This window comes from Duganella flavida (assembly GCF_009857445.1).
Taxonomy (GTDB): Bacteria; Pseudomonadota; Gammaproteobacteria; order Burkholderiales; family Burkholderiaceae_D; genus Rugamonas; species Rugamonas flavida.
The window spans coordinates 114,988-139,023 of the sequence record NZ_WWCN01000005.1; the positions used below are offsets into that span (position 1 = coordinate 114,988).

The following is a 24,036-nucleotide window of genomic DNA, read 5'->3' on the forward strand; positions in this document are numbered from 1 at the left end:
TATGCTTTTCCGGGCGGTCAATAGTTTTAGTAGAATGGCCTCCTTACAGAGGAATCCACTATGAAAAAAACAGATTTGGCCAAGGCCGATGCCAAGAAAATCATGAGCAAGGTAGGCGCACCGGGCGTCGCTGGCTTCGGCAATACGGCTACCGCCGTCGTCGACAAACGCGAACAGCGCAAGCGCGACCAAGCCTTGGGCTTAGTCCCATTCGCCGTCAAACTGAACGACGAACTAGTGAAACGCCTGCACGCCCTGGCCACCGAGCGCGGCCAGGACATGAACCAAACCGTCGCCGAAGTCCTCCTCAAAGGCCTCGACGGCTAAAAAAGAAAGGGCTCCGTGAGGAGCCCTTGTTCTTTAGCCTGCGGCCAGTACGTTGTGTGCCTGCTCGTCCGCGTGGTACGAGGAGCGCACCATGGCGCCGACGGCGGCGTGTTTGAAGCCCATTTTGTAGGCTTCTTCTTCGAACTGCTTGAATACGTCCGGATGCACGTAGCGGCGCACCGGCAGGTGACTGTTCGATGGCGCCAGGTATTGGCCGATGGTCAGCATGTCGATGTCGTGCTCGCGCATGTCGCGCATCACTTGCAGGATTTCTTCGTCGGTCTCGCCCAGGCCGACCATGATGCCCGACTTGGTTTTCACGTTCGGATACATGGCCTTGAAGTCTTTCAGCAGCTTCAGCGAGTGCATGTAGTCCGAACCCGGACGCGCTTCCTTGTACAGGCGCGGCACGGTTTCCAGGTTGTGGTTCATCACGTCCGGCAGGCCGTCGGCGAAGATGGCCAGTGCTTTTTCCAGGCGGCCGCGGAAGTCCGGCACCAGCACTTCGATCTGGGTCTTCGGCGACAGCGCGCGGGTGTTGGAGATGCACTCAACGAAGTGCTGCGCACCGCCGTCACGCAGGTCGTCGCGGTCCACCGAAGTGATGACCACGTAGCTCAGGCGCAGCTTGGCGATGGTGTGCGACAGGTTGGTCGGCTCATCCTTGTCCAGCGGATCCGGACGGCCGTGGCCGACGTCGCAGAACGGGCAGCGACGGGTGCACTTGTCGCCCATGATCATGAAGGTGGCCGTGCCTTTGCCGAAGCACTCGCCGATGTTCGGGCAGCTCGCTTCTTCGCACACGGTGACCAGTTTATTTTCGCGCAGCGTCTCTTTGATTTCGTAGAAACGGGTGTTCGGCGAACCGGCTTTGACGCGTATCCAGTCCGGCTTTTTCAAGCGCTCGACCTGTTCGACCGGCACGATCTTGATCGGGATGCGCGAAGTCTTGCTGGCGCCTTTTTGCTTTTCGCTCGGGTTGTAAGCTGGAGTAGTTTCGGTGGTCATAATTAATTTATTCGTTTGTCACCAGGACGCGGACTAATTCCTCGGCCAGCTGCTGTTGCACGTCAGACAACATTGCCTGCGCGCCAACAGTACGCATATCGACTGTTTCCAGTCCGGCATAGCCGCAAGGGTTAATCCAGGAAAACGGCGCCAGGTCCATCGCCACATTCAGCGATAGCCCGTGGTAGGTGCAGCCATTGCCGCGTACCTTCAAGCCCAGCGCGGCAATCTTGGCGCCTTTGTGGTCGCCGCCGGCCATGTAGATGCCCGGCGCGCCTTCAACGCGCTCAACGGCGAGATTATACGCTTGTAAAACATTGATGATCGCCTGCTCGATTTTATGCACGAACTGACGGGCATACAGCTTGCCGCCCGGCTTGTTGCGGCGCAGGTCCATCAGCAGGTAAATCACTACCTGGCCGGGGCCGTGGTAGGTGACTTCGCCGCCACGGTCGGTCTGCACTACCGGGATATCCGACGCGCCGGCCAGCAGGTGGCCGCGATCCGCGCCCAGGCCCAGCGTGTAGACCGGCGCATGCTCGACGATCCACAGTTCGTCGCGCGAGTCCTGCGTGCGGGCGTCAGTGAAGGCCCGCATGGCGGCGAAAGTGCTGTCGTAATCGGCTTTGCCGAGATGCTTGATCTCAGGAGAGGTAGGAGACGTCATGCCGCCATTATACCCCGGCCGCTATTTTCAGCCCGGCTGGTGCCTCGCCAGCCAAGCCTGTACGGATGGCCGCTGCCACTGGAATTCGACGTAATCGCGCAGCTTTTGCGGCACCTCGTCGCCGTTGCGCACCAGGCGGCTGAGCATGATGGCAAGGTCGGTATCGGCAATCGACCAGTCGCCGAACAGGTGCTGCGGGCCTTGCACGAAGCGCTCGGCCACGTGCACCAGCTTGGCGGCGGCTTGCTGCGCGGTCTCGGTCAGCGGCGAACAAGCTTTGCCGAAGAACACAGTTTCCGTGTCGCGCTCAACGCGCACTGGCACCAGGTCGCTGCGCACCCAGGCCTGGATCTGGCGCGCCTGCGCCCGCTGGCGGCGGTCTTGCGGATACAGCCGCACGTACTCGGGCGCCGGGAAGGTCTCTTCCAGATATTCCGTAATGGCAGTGGACTCGGTCAGCACGAAGTCACCCTCGACCAAGGCCGGCACCCGGCCGGTCAGCGCGCGGCCGGCGTAGGCAGGCAGGCGCTGCTCGCCGCCTTCCAGGTCCACGGTCTTGACGGTAAATGGCAAGCCCTTTTCGGTCAGCGCCACGAAGGCGGAAAGCGCATAGGGGCTGGTGTAGAGGCTATCGACGTACAGTTCAAACGGCATGGCAGCTCCGGCTTAGGTAGAATTATTCACATGGTAAACCTTGTCTAAGTCCCTGTATAACGGTATATTTTCGCAATCCTTGTTAGTTTTATTCACAAAGTTATCCACAGAATGGCCCGCCGGCTGCCTAATTTTTCCGCATTGCGCGCCTTCGAGGCAGCGGCCCGCCACGAGAATTTCTCGCGTGCGGCGGAAGAGTTGCACCTGACGCACGGCGCCATCAGCCATCAAGTGCGGGGATTGGAAGAAGAGTTGGGCCGGCCGCTATTCGTGCGCAATGGCCGCCAGGTGAAAATAACTCACGACGGGCTGAAGTTCGCCCAGTTCCTCGGCAAGGCTTTTGCGGATATCTCCGCCGCCACCGACGCCATGCGCGCCGCCAGCATCAATCAGCGGCTGACCATCACCTCGATTCCCTCGTTTGCGGCGCGCTGGCTGGCGCCGCGGCTCGGTAAATTCATCGAGCTGCATCCGGATATCGAAGTGGTGCTGCAATCGAGCGGCCACATGCAGGATCTGGCGAGGGAAGGCGTGGACGTGGGTATCCGCTTTGGTCGCGGCCATTACCCTGGGATGGTGGTGCTGCGGCTGATGGGGGATGTGTATTACCCGGTAGTGAGTCCCCACTATCGCAATGGAGAGCTGCCAGTCCAGCCTGCTGATCTGGCGCGGCACACACTATTACGCTCAGTTGAGCACTGGACACCGTGGTTTAACGCGGCCGGACTCAAGCTGCCGGAACCGTCGGGCGGGCTGTTGTTCGAGGATTTATCGATGCTGGTGCGTTCCGCTGCCGACGGCAACGGCGTGGCGCTGGTGCGTCACGTGGTGGCGATGCAGGAGATCGCCTCCGGGCAGCTGCTGCGGCTGTTCAACATCGCCACGCCCAGCCCGGATGAGTACTACTTCGTCACGCCGCCCGCTGCGGCAAGCAAGCCGCAGGTGCTGGCGTTCCGGACCTGGCTGCTGGACGAGATCGAAGCCTTCCAGCGCCAGCAGGCTTAGTTACCATAACCTTTACATGACAATCTTGACCATCGGGTGCGCCGAGAGCTCGGTGTACAGCGCATCCAACTGCTCGCGGCTGACAGCGCGCACGGTGCAAGTCAGCCCGGTGTAATTACCCTTGGCCGACGGACGCACTTCCATTTTGCCTTCGTGGAAATCAGCGTCATGCTTTTGCACGACCAACACAATGGCCGGGGCGAAATCGATATGAGTCGGCCCCATGACCTTGATCGGGAAGTCGCTCGGGTATTCGATGAGGGACTCTGATGGTGGGATCGCTTGCATATTCTTATTCCATTTCAATAAAGACCGGCGACGCCAAAAGCGGCGTCACCAGCCTATATTGTAGCCCGATCAGGACTTTGCAAGCTGCAAAGGCTCCTGTGCCTGCGGCGCGGACAGGCGCTGCAAACGTGCCAGCGCCGACTCGTTCCCCAGTGCCGGCTGGCTCACCGATTTGCGGATCGCTTCCAGCTCAGCGGCCTGGTCCAGCGGCTTCTGGCCGATGTCAGTGACGATGCGCAAGCCCTCGGCATCATTGCGGATGCTCTCGGCGCGGCGGGTCAGGGCCGACAACGCGCTCAACTGGCCGTGCATGCCTTGCAGGCCGGCCAGCTGCTCCTGGCGCTCGGCGCGCAGCTGCTGCAGGTCCTGCTGGGCGCGGGCTGAAGCCAGCGCTTGCATCGCCTTTTTCGCTTGTGCGTCGAATTCGGACAGCTGTTTCGACAGCGCGTCGACGATGGTTTGCAGTTCGCCCATGTACTGGCGGGCGTCGGCTTCTTCCTGCAATTCCTGCGGCAGGCGCGCCTTGTTGTTCTCCAGCTCATCGCAGAACAGGGTGATGGTCGATTCCGAAATCTTGCCGGCGGCCAGGCGTTCGGCCAGCGTGCCAGCTGCTTGCTCGTCGGTGGCGATCAGCTGGCGCAGCTTGACCACGTCGCCGGCTTCCTTATCGAAAGCGGCGCGGGCTGCGGCCAGCTTCTGGGCGGCGCTGCGCAGGTTGTCGGCCAGGCGGTCGCGGTCGGCCTCGGTGGCGGTTTCCGGGTCGAAGTTGGCGATCGCTTCGGAGACGCGGTTGCCCAGCGCGCCGAAATGCTTGGTGATCAATCGCGCGGTCAAACCCCAGCCATTCAAGTTGCTCATGTCAGTCTTCCTCAATCAAAGTTGCGCATCATTGGATAACGATGCGTTGCTGCTCCACCGGGATGCCAATGACGAAGTCGACATGGATCCCGCGTTTGCTGCGATCGCCGTTCACACTGTGGACAATTTCCGTCGTGATCAGCAGATACTCGTTACCGCCGCCGCGCAGCTGGCGCACGTACGGCATGAAATACATTTCCTGGCGCAGGCCGGTCTGGCCGCTGGCGTCGTCCAGCCGGGTTTCGGTGCCGGTGAACGGCGACACAAACGGCGCTTGCTGGTCGCCGGCGTCGCGCCAGTAGTCGAGGCCCTGGCTGGCGCCGAACACCAGCTCCAGATCCAGCGCCGGGTCGTCCAGCTGTTGGCGTGACAGGGTGTAGCTGCGGTCGCCAAGGCCGCTGCCGGACTGGCCGGTGTAGGCGTCTTGCTCTTCCGCCGTTTCCGGAATCACGCGCGCCAGCTGGGTGCAATACATGATCTCGCTGACCTCGCCGCTGGCGTTCTGGTAGATCTGCAGGAATTTCTCCTGCTGGTCGCGGTCGCCGGTGTCGAGGTAGTAGCGGTACAGGCCGCCCGCCTGCTTGAGCCGCAGCTGGGACACGGCAACGATGCGGGTCTCGTTGGCGTCCGGCAGGGCGATCAGCGAGCCGTCAGCCACCGCGCGCAGCAGCGGCGATTGCTGGATGCCAACCACGCTGCCAATGCGGGCGCCCAGCGGCAGGTCGCCGTCGGTGCGCGGGGCATCGTTGCTGGCCAGCTTGGCCGCGCCGTTGCGCAGATAGTTGTATGCGTCAGTCCAGCCCATGGTCAGTTCCTCTCAAACGAGTAATTCGGGGCGGCGCGCAGGCGGCGGAACTTGCGCACCGAGTAGATTGCAGCCCACACCAGCAGGCTCAGTACCGATAACCAGGCAAACAGGCGCAGCACGCTAGCCATGAACGAGGGTTCCGGCGGACGCGGCGCAGGAGCGGCAACCGGCGCGGGCGAGCCAAGGCCCGGCATGCCACCCACCAAGCCAGCACCCTCCGAGACCGACGTCGCGGCGGTGGCCGAGCCGGTCGCGTCGGCCGGTGTGGTCGCGGCAGGGCTGCTGGTGGCTGGGGCCGGCGGTGCGCCGTGGGTAGTCGGGTAGGCCACCGGCTGGTTAGTCTGGCTCATCGCGCGGCCCAGCATGAAGCCCAGCAAGCCGTGCATCAGGGCATTCGATGGCTGAGCTGGCGGCACGTAGACCGGCGACGGACCGGCATACGGTGGCACGCCATACGCGGGCGGCGCACCGTAAGCTGGGCGCTGCGGCTGCGAAGGTGAACGCAACGTGTCGTTCAGCGGCGGCAGCGGTTGCGGTGCGTTGGCGGCGGTGCGGCGTTCGTCCAGCGTTTTCAGCGCGCGTTCACGGGCGGCGCTCTGGTCGACATCGCGCGAGACGGCCGAAGTATTACGCTGCGGCTGGGCCGGCGAACCGGCTTGCTGGCCGAACGCGCCGGGACCGCTCTGGCGATTGGCGGCGGGCGGCCCCGGCCGGCTGTGCGCAGCGGAGTTGTTCTTTTGTGAAGAAAATCCACTTTTAAACGACGACGATGTGCCAGAATGTGATGCCGGCCGCGCTTGCGCCGGCGCATTGCCCAGAAAGGCAAGGCAAACCATCAAAAGCAGCGCTGAACTAAGTGACTTCATGATGTCTTTTCACAAAGAAGTTGAATGAAAAACAGCATAGCGCCGCGCGTTGGCGGTTGCATCGGTAATAAAAGGCACGCTTCACCATGACTCGCAAATATCTGGACATGAATCAGCACGACGCGCTCTACAAGGTGGCGCGCGCTTATCCCGGCGGCATCGACGCGTTGGCGCAAGCCATGGGGATTTCGGTCAACGTCTTGCGCAACAAGCTGGCGCCGACGATTGCCTCGCACTATCCATCGTTCGAAGAGGTGTCAACGGTGGTGGACTTGTGCCACAAGGCCGGGGTCAGCGACGCCCACCTGCCGCTGCACGCGCTGCTGACGCGGCACGGCATGGCAGCCTTCGTAATGCCGACGCCGGAAATCATCGGCGACGATGATCTGTCGCAGACGGTGTGCAAGGTGATGAGCCAGGTGGGAGCGGTAGCGGAGGCGGTCTCGACCGCGCTGCTGGATGGGAAAGTCACCGCTGCGGAAGCGGATTTGATCGAGCGGGAATTCCAGGGCGCCCTATCTGCCCTCGGCGAATGGCGCGCCCGCCTGCGCCTGAAGGCGCAGGAGTAATCCGGGGTCAGGTCCCCCATTTCTACACGGCCTCAAGCGTAGAGCGCTCTACGCTTGAGGCCGTGTAGAAATGGGGGACCTGACCCCGGAGTTTTACTGCTGGTTCTGCTTGTTGCGGCGGTCGCCTTTGTCGTTTTTGTCGTCGTTGCGGTGCTCACGTTCCGCCTCCCTGCGCGGCTCAGGACGATTTTCACGCTGGGCCGGCTGCGCTTGCTGCTGCGGCTGTTGCTGCTGAACCTGCGGCGGCGGCGTGAACTGGCGCGGCTGCTGCACCGGTTGCTGCGGCTGCTGGATTTGCGGCTGCTGCACCGATGGCTGCTGCACCTGCACAGCCTGCTGTTGGCGCTGTTCATCAGGGCGGAAGCGGCGATTGTCGTCGTTGCCGCGCTGGCGCTCATGGTCGCGGTCAAAACGGTCGCGCACCGGCTGCGGTTGCTGCGGCGGCGACACCTGGATGACCGGCGCCGGCGCGACCTGCACCTGTCCACCCGGCTGCCCCGGCGCATTGATGCGCGGCCGCACATCGATCCGCACGTCGTTTGGATTGATGGTCTGCGGACGCGAATCCGGCTGGCCAAACTGACCCGGCGCCAGCGTGCTGATGGTCCCGCGCGGCTGCTGCGCCGGCACTGGCACCGGCTGCGACGGCGCCGTGATCACGCGGCCCATGCGGTCGCTACGGTCATTGCGGTTGTCGACGCGGTCGTAGCGGTCCGGCACGCCATCATGATCGCGGTCGCCCATGCCACCACGATTCGGCGCCATCGGACGGCCCGGCGGCGGTGTTACCGGCGCAGCGTTGTGGACAAAATTAGCCGGCGGGATCACCGGCGTGCTGCGGTTGATCACCACATTCCGATGACCTTCAAACTGCTCGCGCGGCACCACGGTCAGGCCGTCGCGCTGGCCGTTCCAGTCGTTGCGCGGCGTGAAGGGCCTGCCGTTATGCGTCCACGTCGCACGGCGTTCATAATCGACCGACACGCGATAGCTCGGTACAAACCGGTCGCGCGGCGTCAGCGGATACCAGCCCAGTCCCGGACCGGGACGATTGCCACCGCCATTGCCGCCCACCCAGCCGACCAGCGCCGGCGCCCATACCGGCCGCCCCACCGGACGCCCCGGCGCCCAGCACCAGCGGCGATTGACTATCACCCAGCGCCCGTAGTGCGATGGCGCATAACCCCACGGCGCGTTATCGACCCAAGTCCAGCCCCACGGCGCCAGCCAGATCCAGCGGCCGTCGCGGTAAGGCGCCCAGTCCGCTGCCACATTACGCGGCGCCCACAGCGGACCGTACTCGGTGCTGTCGGTCCAGCTGCCGTTGCGGTCCAGTTCTTCGTAGCCAGTCATGCCGCTGGAGATGAAGCGGGTCGTGCTAGTGGTGTCGTAACGGTCGCGGTCCTCGGACCAAATATCAAAGCCATCGCGCCGCGCCAGGCTGGTGCGCACGTCTTCGGTGCTGACATCGACATGGCGGCCGTTGTTGACCACCACCGACGAGCCCGCGCCTTCCACGCGCGCCGTGCCCGCCAGTACGCTGATCTGGCTGGTGTCCGGCGCGCGGTCCACGTCCACCCGCAGCACGCCCGGCTCGACCATGGTGATGCGCGCTTGCGGCGTGCTCAATTCAAAATCGCGCAGCATCTCGGGGCTGCGCACGCGGATGCTGACGCTGCCGTAGTTCAGGCGCAAACGCAGCAAATCGTCATCCATGCCAGTAATTTCAAGGTCGGAGTCGCTGTCCACCCGCACCGCTGTCGAGCCGACGCGGAATTCCGTGCGCGCACCGCTGGCGGTGTTGATGTGATTGAAGGCCGTCACCGGCCAGTTCAGCGATGCACCGATGGGCTCGCCGTCACCGACCAGCGTCACTTGGCCCTGGACGCTGGAAATGCGGCCGACCATGGCTGGCGGATCTTCGGCCAGCGCCAGCGAACTTAAGCCGGCCAAGGCGGCCAGCACGACGGTGTGGATAATTTTGCGGCTCATGGCAGCGTCTCCTGTGGATATTATTGATTTAACGCCGACCGCTTGGCTTCGACTACAGGGGTTACACGGGGTTACAAAAAAGCATTGCAAATTAGACAGCCGCGCCGCCGCGCTTGACGAAGAACAGCGCCGCACCGACCGCCATCAGCAGGCCGCCGAATACGCGGTTCTGTTTTTTCACCGCGCTGGCGTCGCGGAAGAAGCGCTGCATCGACGAGGCCAAAAATGCGTAACTGTGCATCACCACCAGGTCGATGCAGCACATGGTGACGGCCAAAATCAGCAGTTGCGGCAACAGCGGCGCGTCGTGGGTAATGAATTGCGGCAGCACCGCCACCATGAAGATGATGCCCTTGGGATTGGTGGCATTGGTCAGGAAACCGGTCAGGAAACGCTTCTTGGCAGCCGGCACTTCCACCTCAGCCTGCTTCTGCTCGCTGATGCTGACCTTGGCGCGCCACTGGCTCAGGCCGAGGTAAATCAGGTACAGCGCGCCCACCGTCTTGACGATGCTGAACGCCACTTCCGACGCCATCAGCAGCGAACCGACGCCCGCGCCGGCGATGAAGAACACCAGCAGCAAGCCAGTCTGCAAGCCGAAGATGGTTGCGCTGGCGCGGCGCACGCCGTACGACAGCCCGTGCGACATCGACAGCACAGCGCCCGAGCCCGGCGAGACGGCAATAATGCAGGCAGCGACAAAAAAAGTAATCCAAGTGGCGAAGCTCATGACGGTTCCATTCAAATCAGCGATCTCCATTGTAGCGGTATCGCCGCCGATCTTGCTTGGGTTAATATTGCTGATCAAACCACACTTGGAGTTGCAAAAATGGCCGGTTCCAGCCTGTTAGCCCTGATCGACGATATCGCCTCCATCCTCGACGACGTCGCCCTGATGAGCAAGATGGCGGCCAAGAAAACCGCCGGTGTGCTGGGCGACGACCTGGCGCTGAACGCGCAGCAGGTGGCCGGCGTGCGCGCCGAGCGCGAGTTGCCGGTGGTGTGGGCAGTCGGCGTGGGCTCGCTGAAGAACAAGGCGATTTTGGTGCCGGCTGCGCTGGCGATCAGCGCGTTTGCGCCGTGGGCCATCACGCCGCTGCTGATGGTCGGCGGCTTGTACCTGTGCTTTGAAGGCTTCGAGAAAATCGCCCACAGCCTGCTGCACCGCAGCGGCGACGAACATAAGAACGAACTGCACGAAGCGCTGGTTAATCCGGAAGTGGACTTGGTGGCGCTGGAAAAAGACAAAATCAAGGGTGCGGTGCGCACCGACTTCATCCTCTCGGCCGAAATCATCGTCATCGCCCTGGGCACGGTGGCAGCGGCGCCGTTTGCGCAGCAGGTGGCGGTGGTAGTCGGCATCGCCCTGCTGATGACGGTGGGCGTGTACGGCCTGGTCGCCGCCATCGTCAAAATGGACGACGCCGGCCTCTACCTGAGCCAGCGCGACGGCGCTGCCGTGCGTGCGCTGGGCCGAGTGCTGCTGAACGCTGCGCCGAAATTGATGAAACTGCTGGGCGTGGTCGGCACCGTCGCCATGTTCATGGTCGGCGGCGGCATCCTGACCCACGGCCTGCCAGGCGCACATGAGATCATCCACCACGCCGCCGAAGCCTCCGGCCCCTACCTCGGCGCCATCGTCCCCACCATGCTGGATGCTCTGACCGGTGTATTGGCCGGCGCGTTGACACTGGTGGCGGTCAACATTGGCAGCAAAATAATAAGCCTCTTCAAGAAGGCTGCCTAAACTGGTCCAATCCGGGAAATTTTGATCTACATCAATAAATTTGCGGGGTGGACTACGTAAACTGGCCATATGTATTGCGATACAGCAATAAAACCAGCCGGAGTACGTTATGCGCAACAACCAACCTGTTACCAACCGCGAAGTGGAAGTTCTGGACGACCAGGCCATCGTCTCGAAAACTGATCTAGACGGCAATATCACCTATGTGAATCCGTATTTCACCGAGATTAGCGGTTTCAGCGAACAAGAGCTGCTGGGTGCACCGCAAAACATCGTGCGCCACTCGGATATGCCGGTTGAAGCGTTTGCCGACCTGTGGGCTTCGATCAAGGCCGGCACGCCGTGGACCGGCCTCGTCAAGAACCGCTGCAAGAATGGCGATTTTTACTGGGTGCGCGCCAACGTCACCCCGATCCGCGAAAGCGGCCGCACCATCGGCTATATGTCAGTGCGCACCCGCGCCGAGCGCCACCAGGTCACCAAAGCCGAACAGGCCTACCGCACCATCCGCACCGAAGCCAACCACGGCATCCGCATCAAGAACGGCCAGGTGATCCAGCCTGGCGTCGGCAGCCTGCTGTCGCGCCTGAGCCATGTGTCGCTCGGCATGCGCATCTGGCTGGCCACCAGCGTGGTCAACGTGCTGCAGGTGGTCGTCTGCGGCGCGGTGCTGTTGGACGGGAATAGCGCGCATAACTACGGTATCTTCGGCGCCACTTTCCTCGGCCTGCTGATCAACGTCTTCCTGTGGTACACGCTGCGCGTCTCGGTGCTGCAACCGCTGGACCGCGCCCTGCAAGGCGCGCGCTCGATCGCTGCCGGCGACCTGTCCACGTCCTTCGACACCGAAGCCACCGACGAAGTGGGCCAGCTACTGCGCGCCCTGCAGCAAATGAACAGCAACCTGATTGCCACCATCCGCGATGTACGCGTCAACGTTGAGACCATGGCCGTGGCCACGCGCCAGATCGCCGCCGGCAACGCCGACCTGTCCGGCCGCACCGAAGCGCAGGCGGCCAGCCTGGAAGAAACCGCGTCCAGCGTCGAGCAGTTCTCGTCGACCGTAAAGCAGAACGCCGACAACTCCGAACAAGCCAACAAGCTGGCGCAAAGCGCGTCCGACGTGGCCGTGCAGGGCGGCGTGATTGTGGCCGACGTGATCGCCACCATGGACGAGATCAACACCTCCTCGCGCAAGATCGTCGACATCATCGGCCTGATTGAAGGCATCGCCTTCCAGACTAATATCCTCGCCCTGAACGCCGCGGTGGAAGCAGCACGCGCCGGTGAACAAGGCCGCGGTTTCGCCGTAGTGGCAGGCGAAGTGCGCAACCTCGCGCAGCGCAGCGCCACCGCCGCCAAGGACATCAAAAACCTGATCGACGTCTCGGTCGGTAAAGTCAGCGCCGGCATGGTGCAGGTAGACCGCGCCGGGGCGACCATGAAGGAAGTGGTGGCCTCGGTGCAGCAAGTGACCGCCATCATGAAGGAAATTTCGGTGGCCTCGCACGAACAAAGCATCGGCGTGGACCAGGTCAATTCGGCCATCGCCCACATGGACCAGGTGACGCAGCAAAACGCCGCGCTGGTAGAAGAAGCAGCAGCGGCCACCGCCAGCCTGGCGATGGAAGCGGGCGGCCTGACGCAAGCTGTGAGCCTGTTCAAATTCGGTCCTCCGGCGCGCGCTTCCCGCACCGCCCGCGCCAACCTCCAGAATGTGAAACGCCTCGCCGCCTAAGCCATCATGAACACGCCTTTCCCACCCGTTGAATTTGATGCAGGGATCATCGGCAAACTGAGTCAGTCGGGACCGCGCTACACCTCCTACCCGACTGCGGATCGCTTCCTGGATAACTTTGGCTATGGCCAGTTCCTGGAAGCGGTGGCCGGCCTGCGCATGCGCCGCAGTCTCCGGCCTTTATCGCTCTACATCCACATCCCGTTCTGCGATACGGTGTGCTACTACTGCGGCTGCAACAAGATCGTCACCAAGGATCACAGTAAGGCCGCCGTTTATCTCGGCTACCTGAAACAGGAGATCGATATGCAAGGCCGTTTGTTCGACGGCATGGGCCAGATCGAACAACTGCATTTCGGCGGCGGTACGCCGACCTATTTGAGCGACAAGCAAATGGGCGATCTGATGACGCACCTGCATGCGAACTTTGATTTTGCCTCCGATGCGCAGGGCGAGTATTCGATCGAGATCGATCCACGCACGGTGAGCGTGGAGCGCGTACACAGCTTGCGCGCACAAGGCTTCAATCGCATCAGCCTTGGCGTGCAGGATTTCGATCCGGATGTGCAGAAGGCGGTCAACCGCATCCAGCCCGAAGCCGAAACGCGTGCGGTAATGGATGCGGCGCGCGCTGCCGGCTTCCGCTCGATCAGCATCGATCTGATTTATGGTTTGCCAAAGCAGACCATGAACAGCATGGCACAAACACTGGACAAGGTGATCGCTGCCAATCCGGATCGCATCGCGCTGTACAACTACGCGCACCTGCCGCACATTTTCAAACCGCAGCGGCGCATCGCGGAGGCGGACATGCCGACGCCGGATGTGAAGCTGGAGCTGCTGGCGATGAGCATCCAGCGCCTGTGCGACGCGGGCTACGTCTACATCGGCATGGACCATTTCGCCAAGCCGGGCGACGAGCTGGCGGTGGCGCAGCGGCAGGGACGTTTGCAGCGCAACTTCCAGGGTTACTCCACGCGCGCCGAGGCGGAGCTGATTTCGTGCGGTGTATCGGCCATCAGCGCGGTGGGTGCGACCTACAGCCAGAATGAGAAAACGCTGGAGGCTTACTACGACAAGCTGGAGCACGGCGTGTTGCCAGTCACGCGCGGCATCAAGCTGGATAACGATGATTTGCTGCGGCGGATGGTGATCCAGAAGTTGATGTGCAATTTTGAGTTGTCGATGTCGTCGCTGGAGCAGGGTTTTCCGATTCGCTTCCGTCAGTACTTTGCGACAGAGTTGGTGAAGCTGCAGGCGTTTGCGGAGGATGGTTTGCTGACCATTGATGATGAGTGGATTTCGGTGACGCCGAAAGGGCGTCTGCTGATTCGCAATATCTGTATGGTGTTCGACCGTTATCTCGGTACGCCGCAGCCGCTGCGTTATTCGAAAACGATTTGAGGATGCCATGAACGGCGCACAGCTACTGCCCGTGTTTGTGGTCGGCCTGGCCGGCAGCATCCACTGCGCGGGCATGTGTGGCGGAATTGTGACCGCGCTGTCCACCACTGCTCGGCCACACGTTCTGGCGTACAACGCCGGCCGTATCGGCAGCTACATGCTGGCCGGCGCGCTGGCGGGCGGGCTGGCCGGTGGCGCGCGCAGCATGGCTTCGATGGCCGGCGTGCAGCTCAGTTTCTACTGGCTGGCCAACGCCATGCTGATCGCCCTAGGCCTGTACCTGATGAACGCATGGCGCGGCCTCGCCGTGCTGGAACAAGGCGGCCGCGCGTTGTGGCGACACATCGCACCTGCGGCAAAAACGTTTATGCCCGCCGACACTGCGGCCAAAGCCTTCGCCCTCGGCACGCTGTGGGGCTGGCTACCCTGCGGTATGGTCTACAGCGCACTCGCCACCGCATTACTCAGCGGCTCTGCCGCCGACGGCGCCGCGATGATGCTGGCCTTTGGCCTCGGCACCCTGCCCATGCTGATCGCCCTTGGACTACTCGGCGCGCGCCTTCAGCAAGCGATGCAGCGCCGCAGCGTGCGTATCGCCTGCGGCCTGCTGGTGCTGGGCTTCGGCGTACTCGGACTGGCGCGCGCCGCCGGTGGCATCACGCCCGACTGGATGGATATGCTATGCCTGACACCACACCAATAATCAGCGCCCCTGCAATCTGCTACCACTGCGGACAGCCTTTACCTAAAGGCACCACATGGAGCGTATCGATCTCCAATGTCGAACACACCATGTGCTGCCCCGGCTGCGCAGCAGTGGCGCAAACCATCGTCGATCTTGGGCAGGACAACTACTACCGCGAGCGCACCGCTTACGCCGCCAGCGCAGACGGCGCACAACAACTGCCGCCAGAACTACAGCTGTATGACAACGCCGATCCGCGCTTCGCCCTCGATGAAGACACCCGCGAATCCACCTTCACCGTGGAAGGCATCCGCTGCGCTGCCTGCGTGTGGCTGATCGAACAGCGCCTCGCACGACTGCCCGGCGTCGACAGCGCGCAACTCAACGTCGCCACAGAACAGCTCTACGTGCGCTGGCGCAGCGACAGCTGCCGTCCCGGCGATATCCTCGGCGCGCTGCACACCATAGGCTACGCCGCCTATCCCTACGATGCCGACCGCCATGCCGGCCAACAGCGCCGCGCCGCCCGCACGCTGGGCCGCCAACTATTCGTGGCCGGCCTGTCGATGATGCAGGTGATGATGTACGTCGCTCCCGCCTACCTCGCGGAAGACGGCACGCTCGATGACAGCATGGCGACGCTGATGCGCTGGGCCAGCCTGCTGCTGACACTTCCCGCCATCTGCTACTCGGCGCTGCCGTTCTGGCGTGGTGCGTTGGCCAGCCTGCGCGTGCGTGCACTCGGCATGGACGTGCCGGTGGCGCTAGGCATCGCCGCCGCATTCGGCGCCAGCGTCATCGCCACCATCAGCGGCAAGGGCGATACCTGGTATGACTCGGTCACCATGTTCATCTTCCTGCTGCTGTGCAGCCGCTACCTCGAACTGCGCGCGCGCCGCAAAGCCGGCGCTGCGCTGGAACGCCTGCAGCACGCGCTGCCCGCATCCGCCGCGCTGCTGGAAAATTATCCTGTCAGCCGCGCCGCTAACATCGTACGCGCGGCGACACTGCTTGTGGATAACATCATAGTTATCAAACCCGGCGAAGCGGTGGCCGCCGATAGCATCCTCATCGAAGGCCGCACCACACTTGACCTGTCGCTGCTGACCGGTGAAAGCGCACCTGTGCCCAAGCATATCGGCGATGCCATTCCAGGTGGCGCAATCAACGCCGGCAGCGTGGTGCTGGCCCGCGTGACACGGCGCGCGCAGGACAGTACGTTGTCGGAACTGGTCAAACTGGTGCACCGCGCCGGCGGCGAGAAGCCGCACATCGCGCAATGGGCCGACCGCGTGGCCGCGTGGTTCGTAGCCGGACTGCTGCTGCTCGCATTGGCCGCATTCGGTTTCTGGTATCTGGTCGACGGCAACGCCACGCGCGCATGGCCGATTGCGATTGCGGTGCTGGTGGTGTCCTGTCCATGCGCACTGTCGCTGGCTACGCCGACCGCGCTGGCTGCAGCTACCGACTACCTGCTGCGACAAGGCGTGTTGATCACCGGTGCGCAAACGCTGGAGACGCTGCACCGCGCCACACACGTAGTACTCGATAAAACCGGTACGCTGACGTGGGGCCGGCCTGTATTGCAAGAGGTTCAGGCACTGGGCGCGATGCGCGCTGAATTCTGCCTGCAGATCGCCGCCACGCTGGAGGCGGGCAGCGCACACCCGCTGGCACACGCCATCATCAACGCTGCCGACGAAGCAGGGCTGCAGGACTGGCAAGCCACCGCGCTGGGCGAAGCGCCGGGCAACGGGCTGGAAGGCGTGGTGCACAATCGCCGCTACCGGCTGGGCAGCATGCAATTCGTGTCCGGCATCAGCGGCGATCCGCCAAGGCGCGGTGTGCCGGATGGCGTGACGCCGGTCTATCTCGGCGTGGAAGGCCAGTGGCTGGCCTGCTTCCACCTTCACGACGGCCTGCGCCCCGATGCGCAGCAGACGGTCGACTATTTCCGTCAGCGCGGCAAGACGTTGGTGCTGCTCAGCGGCGATGATGATCTACTGGCGCGCCAAGTGGGCGACCAGTTGGGTATAGAGACCACAGTCGGCGGCTACCTGCCGGCCGACAAACTGAATTTCGTCCAGCAGCTGCAACGGCGCGGCTGCGTGGTGGCGATGATCGGCGATGGTATCAACGACGCCGCCGTCCTTGGCGCAGCCGATGTCTCGTTCGCGATGGGCAGCGGCGCCGCGCTGGCGCAAGCGCATGCCGATGCGGTGCTGCTCAACGGCCGACTCGGCGCGGTGGCCGACAGCGCCCGCACCGCCGAACGTACCATGCAAATCATCCGCCAGAATCTTTGCTGGGCCACGATGTACAACGTGGCGGCAATTCCGGCGGCAGCTTTCGGCTTGCTCAACCCGTGGCTGTCCGGCGTCGGCATGGCGGTGAGTTCTGCGGTTGTCGTGCTCAATGCGCTGCGGCTACGCAAGGGACCGTGATGGAAGCTCTTTACCTGCTGGTTCCACTCAGCGTGGTGCTGGTGTTTGCCGCGCTGTGGATTTTCTTCCGTGCCTCGGACGACGGCCAGTTCGACGACCTGGTCGGCCCGGCGCTACGCGTTTTGCAGGATGATGACTTGCCACCAAAGTGATCCGGAAAGTTTTGATCCACATCAAAGTTTTTTGAGGTGCTCATAAGTAACCTTTGATCTACATCATCAAAGTGTTCTGGGGAGAACTCAATTGGATCAACATTACAACTACAAGGTCGTCAAACAGTTCGCTGTGGCGACGGTAGTCTGGGGCGTGGTCGGCATGCTGGTAGGCGTGATTATCGCCGCCCAGCTGGCCTGGCCGGCGCTGAACCTCGACATACCGTGGCTGACTTACGGCCGCCTGCGTCCACTGCACACCAACGCGGTGATTTTCGCGTTCGGCATTTGCGGGCTTTTTGCCACTTCTTACTACGTGGTGCAGCGTACCTGCCAGGTGCGGCTGTTCTCGGACAAGCTGGCTGCCTTCACCTTCTGGGGCTGGCAAGCCGTGATCCTGAGCGCGGTGGTTACGCTGCCGATGGGTTTCACGCGCGGCAAGGAATACGCCGAACTGGAATGGCCGATTTCGATTTTGATTGCGGTGGTGTGGATCGCCTATGCGGTGGTCTTCTTCGGCACCATCATCAAGCGCCGCGTGAAGCACATCTACGTCGCCAACTGGTTCTTCGCGGCCTACATCATCGCCGTCACCATCCTGCACGTGGTGAACGGCATGAGCATGCCGGCTTCTGCATTCAAATCGTACTCGGTGTACGCGGGCGTGCAAGACGCCATGATCCAGTGGTGGTACGGCCATAACGCGGTCGGCTTCATCCTCACTGCCGGCTACCTCGGCATGGTGTACTACTTCATTCCCAAGCAGGCGGAACGTCCGGTGTATTCGTATCGGTTGTCGATCGTGCACTTCTGGGCGCTGATCTTCACCTATATGTGGGCCGGTCCGCACCACCTGCACTACACCGCGCTGCCGGACTGGACGCAATCGATCGGCATGGTGTTCTCGCTGGTGCTGCTGGCGCCGAGCTGGGGCGGCATGATCAACGGCATGATGACTTTGTCGGGCGCCTGGCACAAGCTGCGCACCGATCCGATTTTGAAATTCCTGATCGTCTCGCTGTCGTTCTACGGCATCGCCACCTTTGAAGGCCCGATGATGTCGATCAAGACCATCAACGCGCTCTCGCACTACACCGACTGGACCATCGCCCACGTGCACGGCGGCGCGCTCGGCTGGGTCGGCTTCATCACCATGGGCTCGATCTACTACCTGCTGCCACGCCTGGCCGGCGAGCACAAGATGTACTCGACCAAGCTGATCGACCTGCACTTCTGGGTCGCCACCATCGGCATCGTCTTGTACATCGCAGCGATGTGGATAGCCGGCGTGATGCAGGGTCTGATGTGGCGCGCGGTGAATCCCGACGGCACGCTGACCTACACCTTTGCCGAAAGCGTAAAAGCCACTTACCCCTACTACGTGGTGCGCTTCACCGGCGGCTTCCTGTACCTGAGCGGCATGTGCGTGATGGCCTACAACACGTGGATGACCTTGCGTAACCGCGATACCGCCGTCGCCCGTATTCCCGGACTGGAGCTGGCATGAAATTTACCCATGAATGGATCGAGAAAAACCCGTGGCTGCTGATCGCGCTGGTGACGCTGGTGGTCAGCATCGGCGGCGCGGTGGAGATTGCGCCGCTGTTCTTCCAGAAATCGACTACCGAACCGATCGCCGGGCTGAAGCCCTACTCGCCGCTGCGCCTGGTGGGCCGCGACATCTACATCCGCGAAGGCTGCTACAACTGCCACTCGCAGATGATCCGCCCGTTCCGTGCCGAGACCGAACGCTACGGCCACTACTCGGTGGCGGGTGAGTTCGTCTACGACCACCCGTTCCAGTGGGGTTCCAAGCGCACCGGTCCAGACCTGGCGCGCGTAGGCGGCCGCTATAGCGATGAATGGCACCGCACCCACCTCAACAATCCGCGCGATGTGGTGCCGGAGTCGAATATGCCGAACTACCCGTGGTTGGCCAAGACCTCGCTGGTACCCGCCGAAGTGGTGCCGAAGATGAAAGCGCTGCGCCGCACCGGCGTGCCCTACACCGACGCCGAGATCGCCGCCGCGCCGGACGAACTCAGAGACAAGACCGAAGAAGACGCCCTGATCGCCTACCTGCAAGGCCTGGGCACCCTGATCAAGACGAGGAACTGACATGGCACTGCAAACTTTGTTCGACCACGCCAGCAGCGTGATGACGGTAGTCTCTTTCCTCACCTTTGCCGGCATCCTGTGGTGGGCTTACGGGCGCCACAAAGAAGCGGATTTCGCCGCCGCCGCCGCGCTGCCTTTCGCGGATGAGGAGGATCGTCATGGCTGATTTCACCAATGGCTTCTGGGACTGGTACATCGTCGTGCTGACGCTGCTAGGCGTGTTCGGCTGCGGCGTGCTGCTGTACTCGCAGTCCAGGGTCAAGCTGGCCAAAACCGCCGACGGCAAGACCGAGACCACCGGCCACGTCTGGGACGAAGACCTGACCGAACTGAACACGCCGATGCCGCGCTGGTGGATGTGGCTGTTCTACCTGACCATCGTGTTCGGCCTCGCTTACCTTTTCCTGTATCCCGGCCTCGGCACTTACGCGGGCAAGCTGGGCTGGACTTCCAGCGCCGAGTATAAAAGCGAGCTGAAAAAAGCCGATGCCGATTTCGGCCCGCTGTTCGCCCAGTACCAGCAGCAGAATCTGAAAGCGGTGGCCTCCAATCCGCAAGCACGCGCCATTGGCGAGCGCCTGTTCCTGACTTACTGCGCGCAGTGCCACGGCTCGGACGCGCGCGGCAACAAGGGCTTCCCCAACCTGACCGACAAGGACTGGCTGTTCGGCGGCACGCCGGAAGCCATCAAGGAAACCATTCTGCACGGCCGCATCGGCGCCATGCCGCCGATGGGCGCGGCGCTTGGCGGTGACAAGGATGTGGAAAACGTCGCCCATTACGTGCTGAGCTTGTCCGATTCGACGCACGATCCGATCAAGGCCGTATTCGGCAAAGGCAAGTTCGGCGCCTGCATGGCTTGCCACGGCGCGGATGCCAAAGGCAACTCGGTGCTGGGCGCGCCCAACCTGACCGACAAGATCTGGCTGTTCGGCGGCAGCGCCGAGACCATTATGGAAACCATCCGCAAGGGCCGTACCGCGACCATGCCGGCGTTTGAAGATTTCCTCGGCGACGCCAAGGTGCACGTGCTGGCTGCCTATGTGTGGAGCTTGTCGAACGATCCGCACGAAGTACCGCCACCGGTCGCTGAAAAATGAAGTCGCCGCAGCCCCAAGTCATCAAGATGTACGCCGCGCGCGAGGAGATTTATCCGCGCGAGATCGACGGCCGCTACGCGCGCCTTCGCTGGCTGTTCGTTTGGCTGACGCAGCTGGCGTTCTACTGCACGCCATGGCTGCAGTGGAATGGCCGGCAAGCGCTGTTGTTCGATCTGGGCGCGCGCAAGTTCTACATCTTTGGACTGGTGCTGTGGCCGCAGGACTTCATCTACCTCGCGGCGCTGCTGATTATCAGCGCCTATTTGCTGTTCCTCGCCACGGCAGTGGCGGGGCGCGTGTGGTGCGGCTTCGCTTGTCCGCAAACGGTGTACACCGAAATCTTCCTTTGGATAGAGCGCAAGATAGAAGGCAAGCGCAGCGCGCGTATTGCGCTGGATCGCCAGCCGCGTTCGTTGCGCAAGCTGGGCAAGAAAACCGCCAAGCACCTGGCTTGGGGTGCGGTGGCGCTGTGGACCGGCTTTACTTTCGTTAGCTACTTCACGCCAATCACGCATTTGATGGGCGAGATGGCGACGCTCAACTTCGGCCCATGGGAATGGTTTTGGGTAGTTTTCTACAGCTTTGCCACCTACGGCAACGCCGGCTGGATGCGCGAGCAGGTGTGCAAGTACATGTGCCCGTATGCCCGCTTCCAGAGCTCGATGTTCGACCGCGATACGCTGATCATCACCTATGACAGCAAGCGCGGTGAGCCGCGCGGCCCACTGTCGAAAACCGCCAACGGCCACGGCGGCTCGTGCATCGATTGCTCGATGTGCGTGCAGGTTTGCCCGACCGGTATCGACATCCGCAAGGGTCTGCAATACGAATGCATCGGCTGCGCCGCCTGCGTGGACGCCTGCAATACGGTGATGGACAAGACCGGCCAGCCACCCGGCCTGATCCGCTACAGCACCGAGCGCGCCATGGAAGACCATCTGACGCCAACCGAGATCCGCCTGCGCGCCTTGCGCCCACGCGTGAAAATTTACAGCGCCGTGCTCGTTCTGATTGTGCTGGCCACCTGCGCCGCGCTGTACCTGCGCATACCGCTCAAGCTGGACGTGATCCGCGACCGTGGCTCAATGGGACGCGAGGTAGAGGACGGCATGATTGAAAACGTTTATCGCTTGCAGATCATGAACACCTCCGAGCAAGCGCATGTGTACAAGATTGAAGTCAGCGGCCTCGATACGCTGGCGCAGGTGACGGTGGACCACGTAGCGGTGGAAGCCACCGAGACCAAGGGCTATCCAGTGCGCCTGCGGACGGCGCGTGGCGTCGGCAAGCCGGGCTCGAACAAGATAGCAATAACGCTCACCGCAGTGGACGATCCGTCGCTGCACGTCAAGGAATCTGCGGTCTTCATCGTGCCGCGCTAAGGAGTATTGATGCACACATTGAATATGCCAATCACGCCGTGGTGGAAGCAGCGCTGGCCGTGGCTGCTGATGGCTGGCCCCGCGATTGTGATTGTCGCCAGCACTTACGCCGGCTACCTTGCCGTCTCTGCGCCAGATGCGCTGGCGGTCGGCGATTACTACAAGCAGGGCAAAGCCATCAACCAGGATTTGCGGCGCGACCATGTGGCTTCGCAGCTGGGCTTGTCGGTAGCGCTCGGTTACGATGCCATCACCGGCACACTAAGCGGACGCATCAACCGCAAGGACAGTGGCCCGCTGCTGCTGCACTTGTCGCACGCCACGCTGCCGGAGAAGGATATCAAGCTGGTGCTGGTGCCCGATGAGAACGGCGCCTTTAGCGCCAGGCTGCCGCTGCTCGAACGCAGCCGCTGGATCGTACTGGTGGAAGGGCAGAAGCGCGAGTGGCGTCTCGCTGGTTCGTGGATTTATCCGGCGCAGCGCGGGGTGGCGCTGCTACCCGATTAAGCGCAGGTTTCGGTGCCGGCGGTGATGGCCTTCAGCAGGCGCGGATCGAGCAATTCAATCTCGCGATTGCTGACGCGCAGCAGGCCTTCTTTCTTGAACCTGGACAGCAGGCGGCTGATGCTTTCGATGGTCAGGCCGAGATAATTGCCGATTTCCTCGCGCGACATGCGCAGCTGGAAAGTGGTCGGCGAATAGCCGCGCGCTTCGTAGCGCGACGACAGGTTGACCAGGAAGGCAGCAAAACGCTGGGTCGCCTGCATATTCCCCAACAACAGCATCACGCTTTGCTCGCGCGTGATTTCCTGGCTCATCATGCGGTGGAAGTGGCGCAGCAAGGTTGGCATTTCGCCCAGCAGTTGTTGCAGAGTGGTGAACGGGATTTCGCACACTTCGCTGTCTTCCAGCGCGATGGCGCTGCAATGGTGCTCATCGGCGCTGATGGCGTCCATGCCCAGCAGCTCGCCGGCCATCTGGAAGCCGGTGATCTGCTCCGTGCCTTCGCGGTTCACCTGGTAAGTCTTGAAATGGCCTAGGCGGATCGCGTACAGGTTCTGGAAATTGTCACCGATGCGGAACAGGGTAGCGCCGCGCGCTACCTTGCGGCGGCGGCCGATGATCTGGTCCAGCCGCTCCATGTCATTGTCGTCCAGCCCCATCGGCAGGCAAAGCTGGTGCATGCTGCACGAAGCACAGCTGGCCTTGAGGATGTCGATGGTAGCGCCTGGCAGTACCAGCGAAGGAAGTTCTCGTATCATCCGGCTAGTTTAGCCGATCAGCCGCCTTGGGCGGCTATTCCGCAGTCGGCCGATCAAGTATTCACGCGCTGAAAAATATTTTTAAAAACCTGTTGCGTGCGATTGAGTTGTGCACTATAGTTCACCCATCAACTCATCGAACACGATTTAATCACTAACTAATCACTGAAAGGAATTACCATGAAACGCACCCTGATCGCTTCCGCCCTGCTGGCCGCCACCGCTTTCGCTCACGCCGCAGCGCCTGCCAACGACACCACCATCGTGCTGGTCCACGGCGCCTTCGCCGACGGTTCCAGCTGGGACAAGGTGATTCCTATCCTGCAAGCCAAAGGCTACAAAGTAGTCGCCGTGCAGAACCCGCTGACCTCGCTGGCTGACGACGTTGCCGCCACCCAGCGTGTGATTGATGCGCAAACCGGCAAAGTGGTCCTGGTCGGCCACTCCTGGGGCGGCACCGTGATCACCCAGGCCGGCGCCAGCGACAAAGTCAAAGCGCTGGTCTACGTGGCCGCGTTTGCACCGTCGGAAGGTGAAGCCACCGGCAACCTCGGCAAAGACTACGCCGTGCCAGCTGGCATCGCCAGCCTGCAAGTCGATGCCGGCGGTTTCGCCTGGCTGCCGGCTGACTCGGTCGCTAAAAACTTTGCACAAGACGTGTCGCCAGCCACCGCGTCGCTGATCGCCGCCACCCAAGGTCCGATCGCCGTCAAAGCTTTCGGCGAAACCACTACCGTGGCCGCGTGGAAGAACAAAGCCAATTACTACATCGTTGCTAGCAAAGACCGCATGATTGCGCCGGAACTGGAGCAAGCGTTCGCCAAGAAAATCAACGCCGTCACCACCACGCTGCCAACCAGCCACGTGCCGATGGTGTCGCAGCCGGCCAAAGTGGCTGACGTGATCCTGGCCGCCGCCCGCAACTAATCTCGTTGCATGCAGCAAGCAAGCCAGCGCGCCTT

At 62.3% G+C, this 24,036-nt stretch carries 26 protein-coding genes; 16 read left to right on the top strand and 10 right to left on the bottom strand.

Annotated elements, in window-relative coordinates; genetic code table 11:
- The first annotated feature begins 60 nt into the window (after positions 1–60).
- Entirely contained in the window at positions 61–327 is a 267-nt protein-coding gene (locus GTP46_RS09325) for a hypothetical protein (RefSeq protein WP_161006358.1), read from the top strand.
- A gap of 33 nt (positions 328–360) precedes the next feature.
- Here the strand turns inward: GTP46_RS09325 and lipA are convergent, their stop codons facing one another.
- The 3 genes from lipA to yfcF are packed head-to-tail and all read right to left on the bottom strand — an operon-like array spanning position 361 to position 2,656.
- On the bottom strand, positions 361–1,335 hold the full coding sequence (gene lipA / locus GTP46_RS09330) for a lipoyl synthase (RefSeq protein ID WP_092280856.1): 975 nt from the start codon (positions 1,333–1,335) through the stop codon (positions 361–363).
- A gap of 7 nt (positions 1,336–1,342) precedes the next feature.
- Positions 1,343–2,002 (bottom strand): lipoyl(octanoyl) transferase LipB, encoded by a 660-nt coding sequence (gene lipB, locus GTP46_RS09335; RefSeq protein WP_161006359.1) that lies wholly within the window; start codon positions 2,000–2,002, stop codon positions 1,343–1,345.
- 27 nt (positions 2,003–2,029) lie between these two features.
- A complete protein-coding gene (yfcF, locus tag GTP46_RS09340) occupies positions 2,030–2,656 on the bottom strand; it encodes a glutathione transferase (protein WP_161006360.1) in 627 nt (208 codons plus the stop codon).
- Positions 2,657–2,767: 111 nt separating this feature from the next.
- Between yfcF and GTP46_RS09345 the strand changes: the two genes are divergently transcribed.
- Complete coding sequence (locus tag GTP46_RS09345; RefSeq protein WP_161006361.1) at positions 2,768–3,661, top strand: transcriptional regulator GcvA; 894 nt, start codon at positions 2,768–2,770, stop codon at positions 3,659–3,661.
- A gap of 12 nt (positions 3,662–3,673) precedes the next feature.
- On the opposite strand, the gene GTP46_RS09350 is transcribed toward GTP46_RS09345, so the two are convergent.
- The 4 genes from GTP46_RS09350 to GTP46_RS09365 form a co-directional block, all read right to left on the bottom strand.
- Positions 3,674–3,949 carry a DUF493 family protein gene (locus tag GTP46_RS09350; protein ID WP_161006362.1) on the bottom strand — a complete coding sequence of 92 codons (276 nt, stop codon included), beginning with the start codon at positions 3,947–3,949 and terminating at the stop codon, positions 3,674–3,676.
- A 69-nt stretch (positions 3,950–4,018) separates the two neighbouring features.
- Positions 4,019–4,807: a phage tail tape measure protein gene (locus tag GTP46_RS09355; protein WP_161006363.1), complete on the bottom strand. Its 789-nt coding sequence runs from the start codon at positions 4,805–4,807 to the stop codon at positions 4,019–4,021.
- A 28-nt stretch (positions 4,808–4,835) separates the two neighbouring features.
- On the bottom strand, positions 4,836–5,612 hold the full coding sequence (locus GTP46_RS09360) for a DUF2491 family protein (protein WP_161006364.1): 777 nt from the start codon (positions 5,610–5,612) through the stop codon (positions 4,836–4,838).
- 2 nt (positions 5,613–5,614) lie between these two features.
- A complete protein-coding gene (locus GTP46_RS09365) occupies positions 5,615–6,481 on the bottom strand; it encodes a hypothetical protein (RefSeq protein WP_161006365.1) in 867 nt (288 codons plus the stop codon).
- Positions 6,482–6,567: 86 nt separating this feature from the next.
- Here GTP46_RS09365 and GTP46_RS09370 point away from each other — a divergent pair, with 86 nt between their 5' ends.
- Positions 6,568–7,050, top strand: coding sequence for a phage regulatory CII family protein (locus GTP46_RS09370; protein WP_161006366.1), 483 nt, complete (start codon positions 6,568–6,570; stop codon positions 7,048–7,050).
- A 93-nt stretch (positions 7,051–7,143) separates the two neighbouring features.
- On the opposite strand, the gene GTP46_RS09375 is transcribed toward GTP46_RS09370, so the two are convergent.
- Complete coding sequence (locus tag GTP46_RS09375) at positions 7,144–9,042, bottom strand: DUF6600 domain-containing protein (protein WP_161006367.1); 1,899 nt, start codon at positions 9,040–9,042, stop codon at positions 7,144–7,146.
- A 91-nt stretch (positions 9,043–9,133) separates the two neighbouring features.
- The gene (locus GTP46_RS09380) at positions 9,134–9,772 is read right to left on the bottom strand and encodes a LysE family transporter (protein WP_161006368.1); all 639 of its coding nucleotides are present in this window, start codon (positions 9,770–9,772) and stop codon (positions 9,134–9,136) included.
- A 99-nt stretch (positions 9,773–9,871) separates the two neighbouring features.
- Here GTP46_RS09380 and GTP46_RS09385 point away from each other — a divergent pair, with 99 nt between their 5' ends.
- From GTP46_RS09385 to GTP46_RS09440, 12 genes are all read left to right on the top strand, one after another.
- The gene (locus tag GTP46_RS09385; RefSeq protein WP_161006369.1) at positions 9,872–10,789 is read left to right on the top strand and encodes a DUF808 domain-containing protein; all 918 of its coding nucleotides are present in this window, start codon (positions 9,872–9,874) and stop codon (positions 10,787–10,789) included.
- A gap of 109 nt (positions 10,790–10,898) precedes the next feature.
- The gene (locus GTP46_RS09390) at positions 10,899–12,527 is read left to right on the top strand and encodes a methyl-accepting chemotaxis protein (protein WP_161006370.1); all 1,629 of its coding nucleotides are present in this window, start codon (positions 10,899–10,901) and stop codon (positions 12,525–12,527) included.
- Positions 12,528–12,533: 6 nt separating this feature from the next.
- A complete protein-coding gene (hemN, locus tag GTP46_RS09395; RefSeq protein WP_161006371.1) occupies positions 12,534–13,931 on the top strand; it encodes an oxygen-independent coproporphyrinogen III oxidase in 1,398 nt (465 codons plus the stop codon).
- 7 nt (positions 13,932–13,938) lie between these two features.
- Positions 13,939–14,634, top strand: a complete 696-nt coding sequence (locus GTP46_RS09400) for a sulfite exporter TauE/SafE family protein (RefSeq protein ID WP_161006372.1) — start codon at positions 13,939–13,941, stop codon at positions 14,632–14,634.
- Complete coding sequence (locus GTP46_RS09405; RefSeq protein WP_161006373.1) at positions 14,613–17,060, top strand: heavy metal translocating P-type ATPase; 2,448 nt, start codon at positions 14,613–14,615, stop codon at positions 17,058–17,060. The genes GTP46_RS09400 and GTP46_RS09405 overlap by 22 nt, the downstream gene beginning before the upstream one ends.
- Positions 17,060–17,212: a cbb3-type cytochrome oxidase assembly protein CcoS gene (gene ccoS, locus GTP46_RS09410; RefSeq protein ID WP_161006374.1), complete on the top strand. Its 153-nt coding sequence runs from the start codon at positions 17,060–17,062 to the stop codon at positions 17,210–17,212. Before GTP46_RS09405 ends, ccoS begins: the two co-directional genes overlap by 1 nt.
- Positions 17,213–17,303: 91 nt before the next feature.
- The gene (gene ccoN / locus GTP46_RS09415; protein WP_161006375.1) at positions 17,304–18,719 is read left to right on the top strand and encodes a cytochrome-c oxidase, cbb3-type subunit I; all 1,416 of its coding nucleotides are present in this window, start codon (positions 17,304–17,306) and stop codon (positions 18,717–18,719) included.
- Entirely contained in the window at positions 18,716–19,330 is a 615-nt protein-coding gene (gene ccoO / locus GTP46_RS09420) for a cytochrome-c oxidase, cbb3-type subunit II (RefSeq protein ID WP_161006376.1), read from the top strand. The genes ccoN and ccoO overlap by 4 nt, the downstream gene beginning before the upstream one ends.
- Position 19,331: 1 nt before the next feature.
- Positions 19,332–19,496 (top strand): CcoQ/FixQ family Cbb3-type cytochrome c oxidase assembly chaperone, encoded by a 165-nt coding sequence (locus GTP46_RS09425; protein ID WP_161006377.1) that lies wholly within the window; start codon positions 19,332–19,334, stop codon positions 19,494–19,496.
- Positions 19,489–20,430, top strand: a complete 942-nt coding sequence (gene ccoP / locus GTP46_RS09430; RefSeq protein WP_161006378.1) for a cytochrome-c oxidase, cbb3-type subunit III — start codon at positions 19,489–19,491, stop codon at positions 20,428–20,430. The genes GTP46_RS09425 and ccoP overlap by 8 nt, the downstream gene beginning before the upstream one ends.
- The gene (gene ccoG / locus GTP46_RS09435; RefSeq protein WP_161006379.1) at positions 20,427–21,812 is read left to right on the top strand and encodes a cytochrome c oxidase accessory protein CcoG; all 1,386 of its coding nucleotides are present in this window, start codon (positions 20,427–20,429) and stop codon (positions 21,810–21,812) included. The genes ccoP and ccoG overlap by 4 nt, the downstream gene beginning before the upstream one ends.
- Before the next feature lie 9 nt (positions 21,813–21,821).
- The gene (locus tag GTP46_RS09440) at positions 21,822–22,319 is read left to right on the top strand and encodes a FixH family protein (RefSeq protein ID WP_161006380.1); all 498 of its coding nucleotides are present in this window, start codon (positions 21,822–21,824) and stop codon (positions 22,317–22,319) included.
- Here the strand turns inward: GTP46_RS09440 and fnr are convergent.
- Positions 22,316–23,074: a fumarate/nitrate reduction transcriptional regulator Fnr gene (fnr, locus tag GTP46_RS09445; RefSeq protein ID WP_161006381.1), complete on the bottom strand. Its 759-nt coding sequence runs from the start codon at positions 23,072–23,074 to the stop codon at positions 22,316–22,318. The genes GTP46_RS09440 and fnr overlap by 4 nt on opposite strands.
- Positions 23,075–23,254: 180 nt before the next feature.
- Here fnr and GTP46_RS09450 point away from each other — a divergent pair, with 180 nt between their 5' ends.
- Positions 23,255–24,001 carry an alpha/beta fold hydrolase gene (locus tag GTP46_RS09450; RefSeq protein ID WP_161006382.1) on the top strand — a complete coding sequence of 249 codons (747 nt, stop codon included), beginning with the start codon at positions 23,255–23,257 and terminating at the stop codon, positions 23,999–24,001.
- Positions 24,002–24,036: the final 35 nt, after the last annotated feature.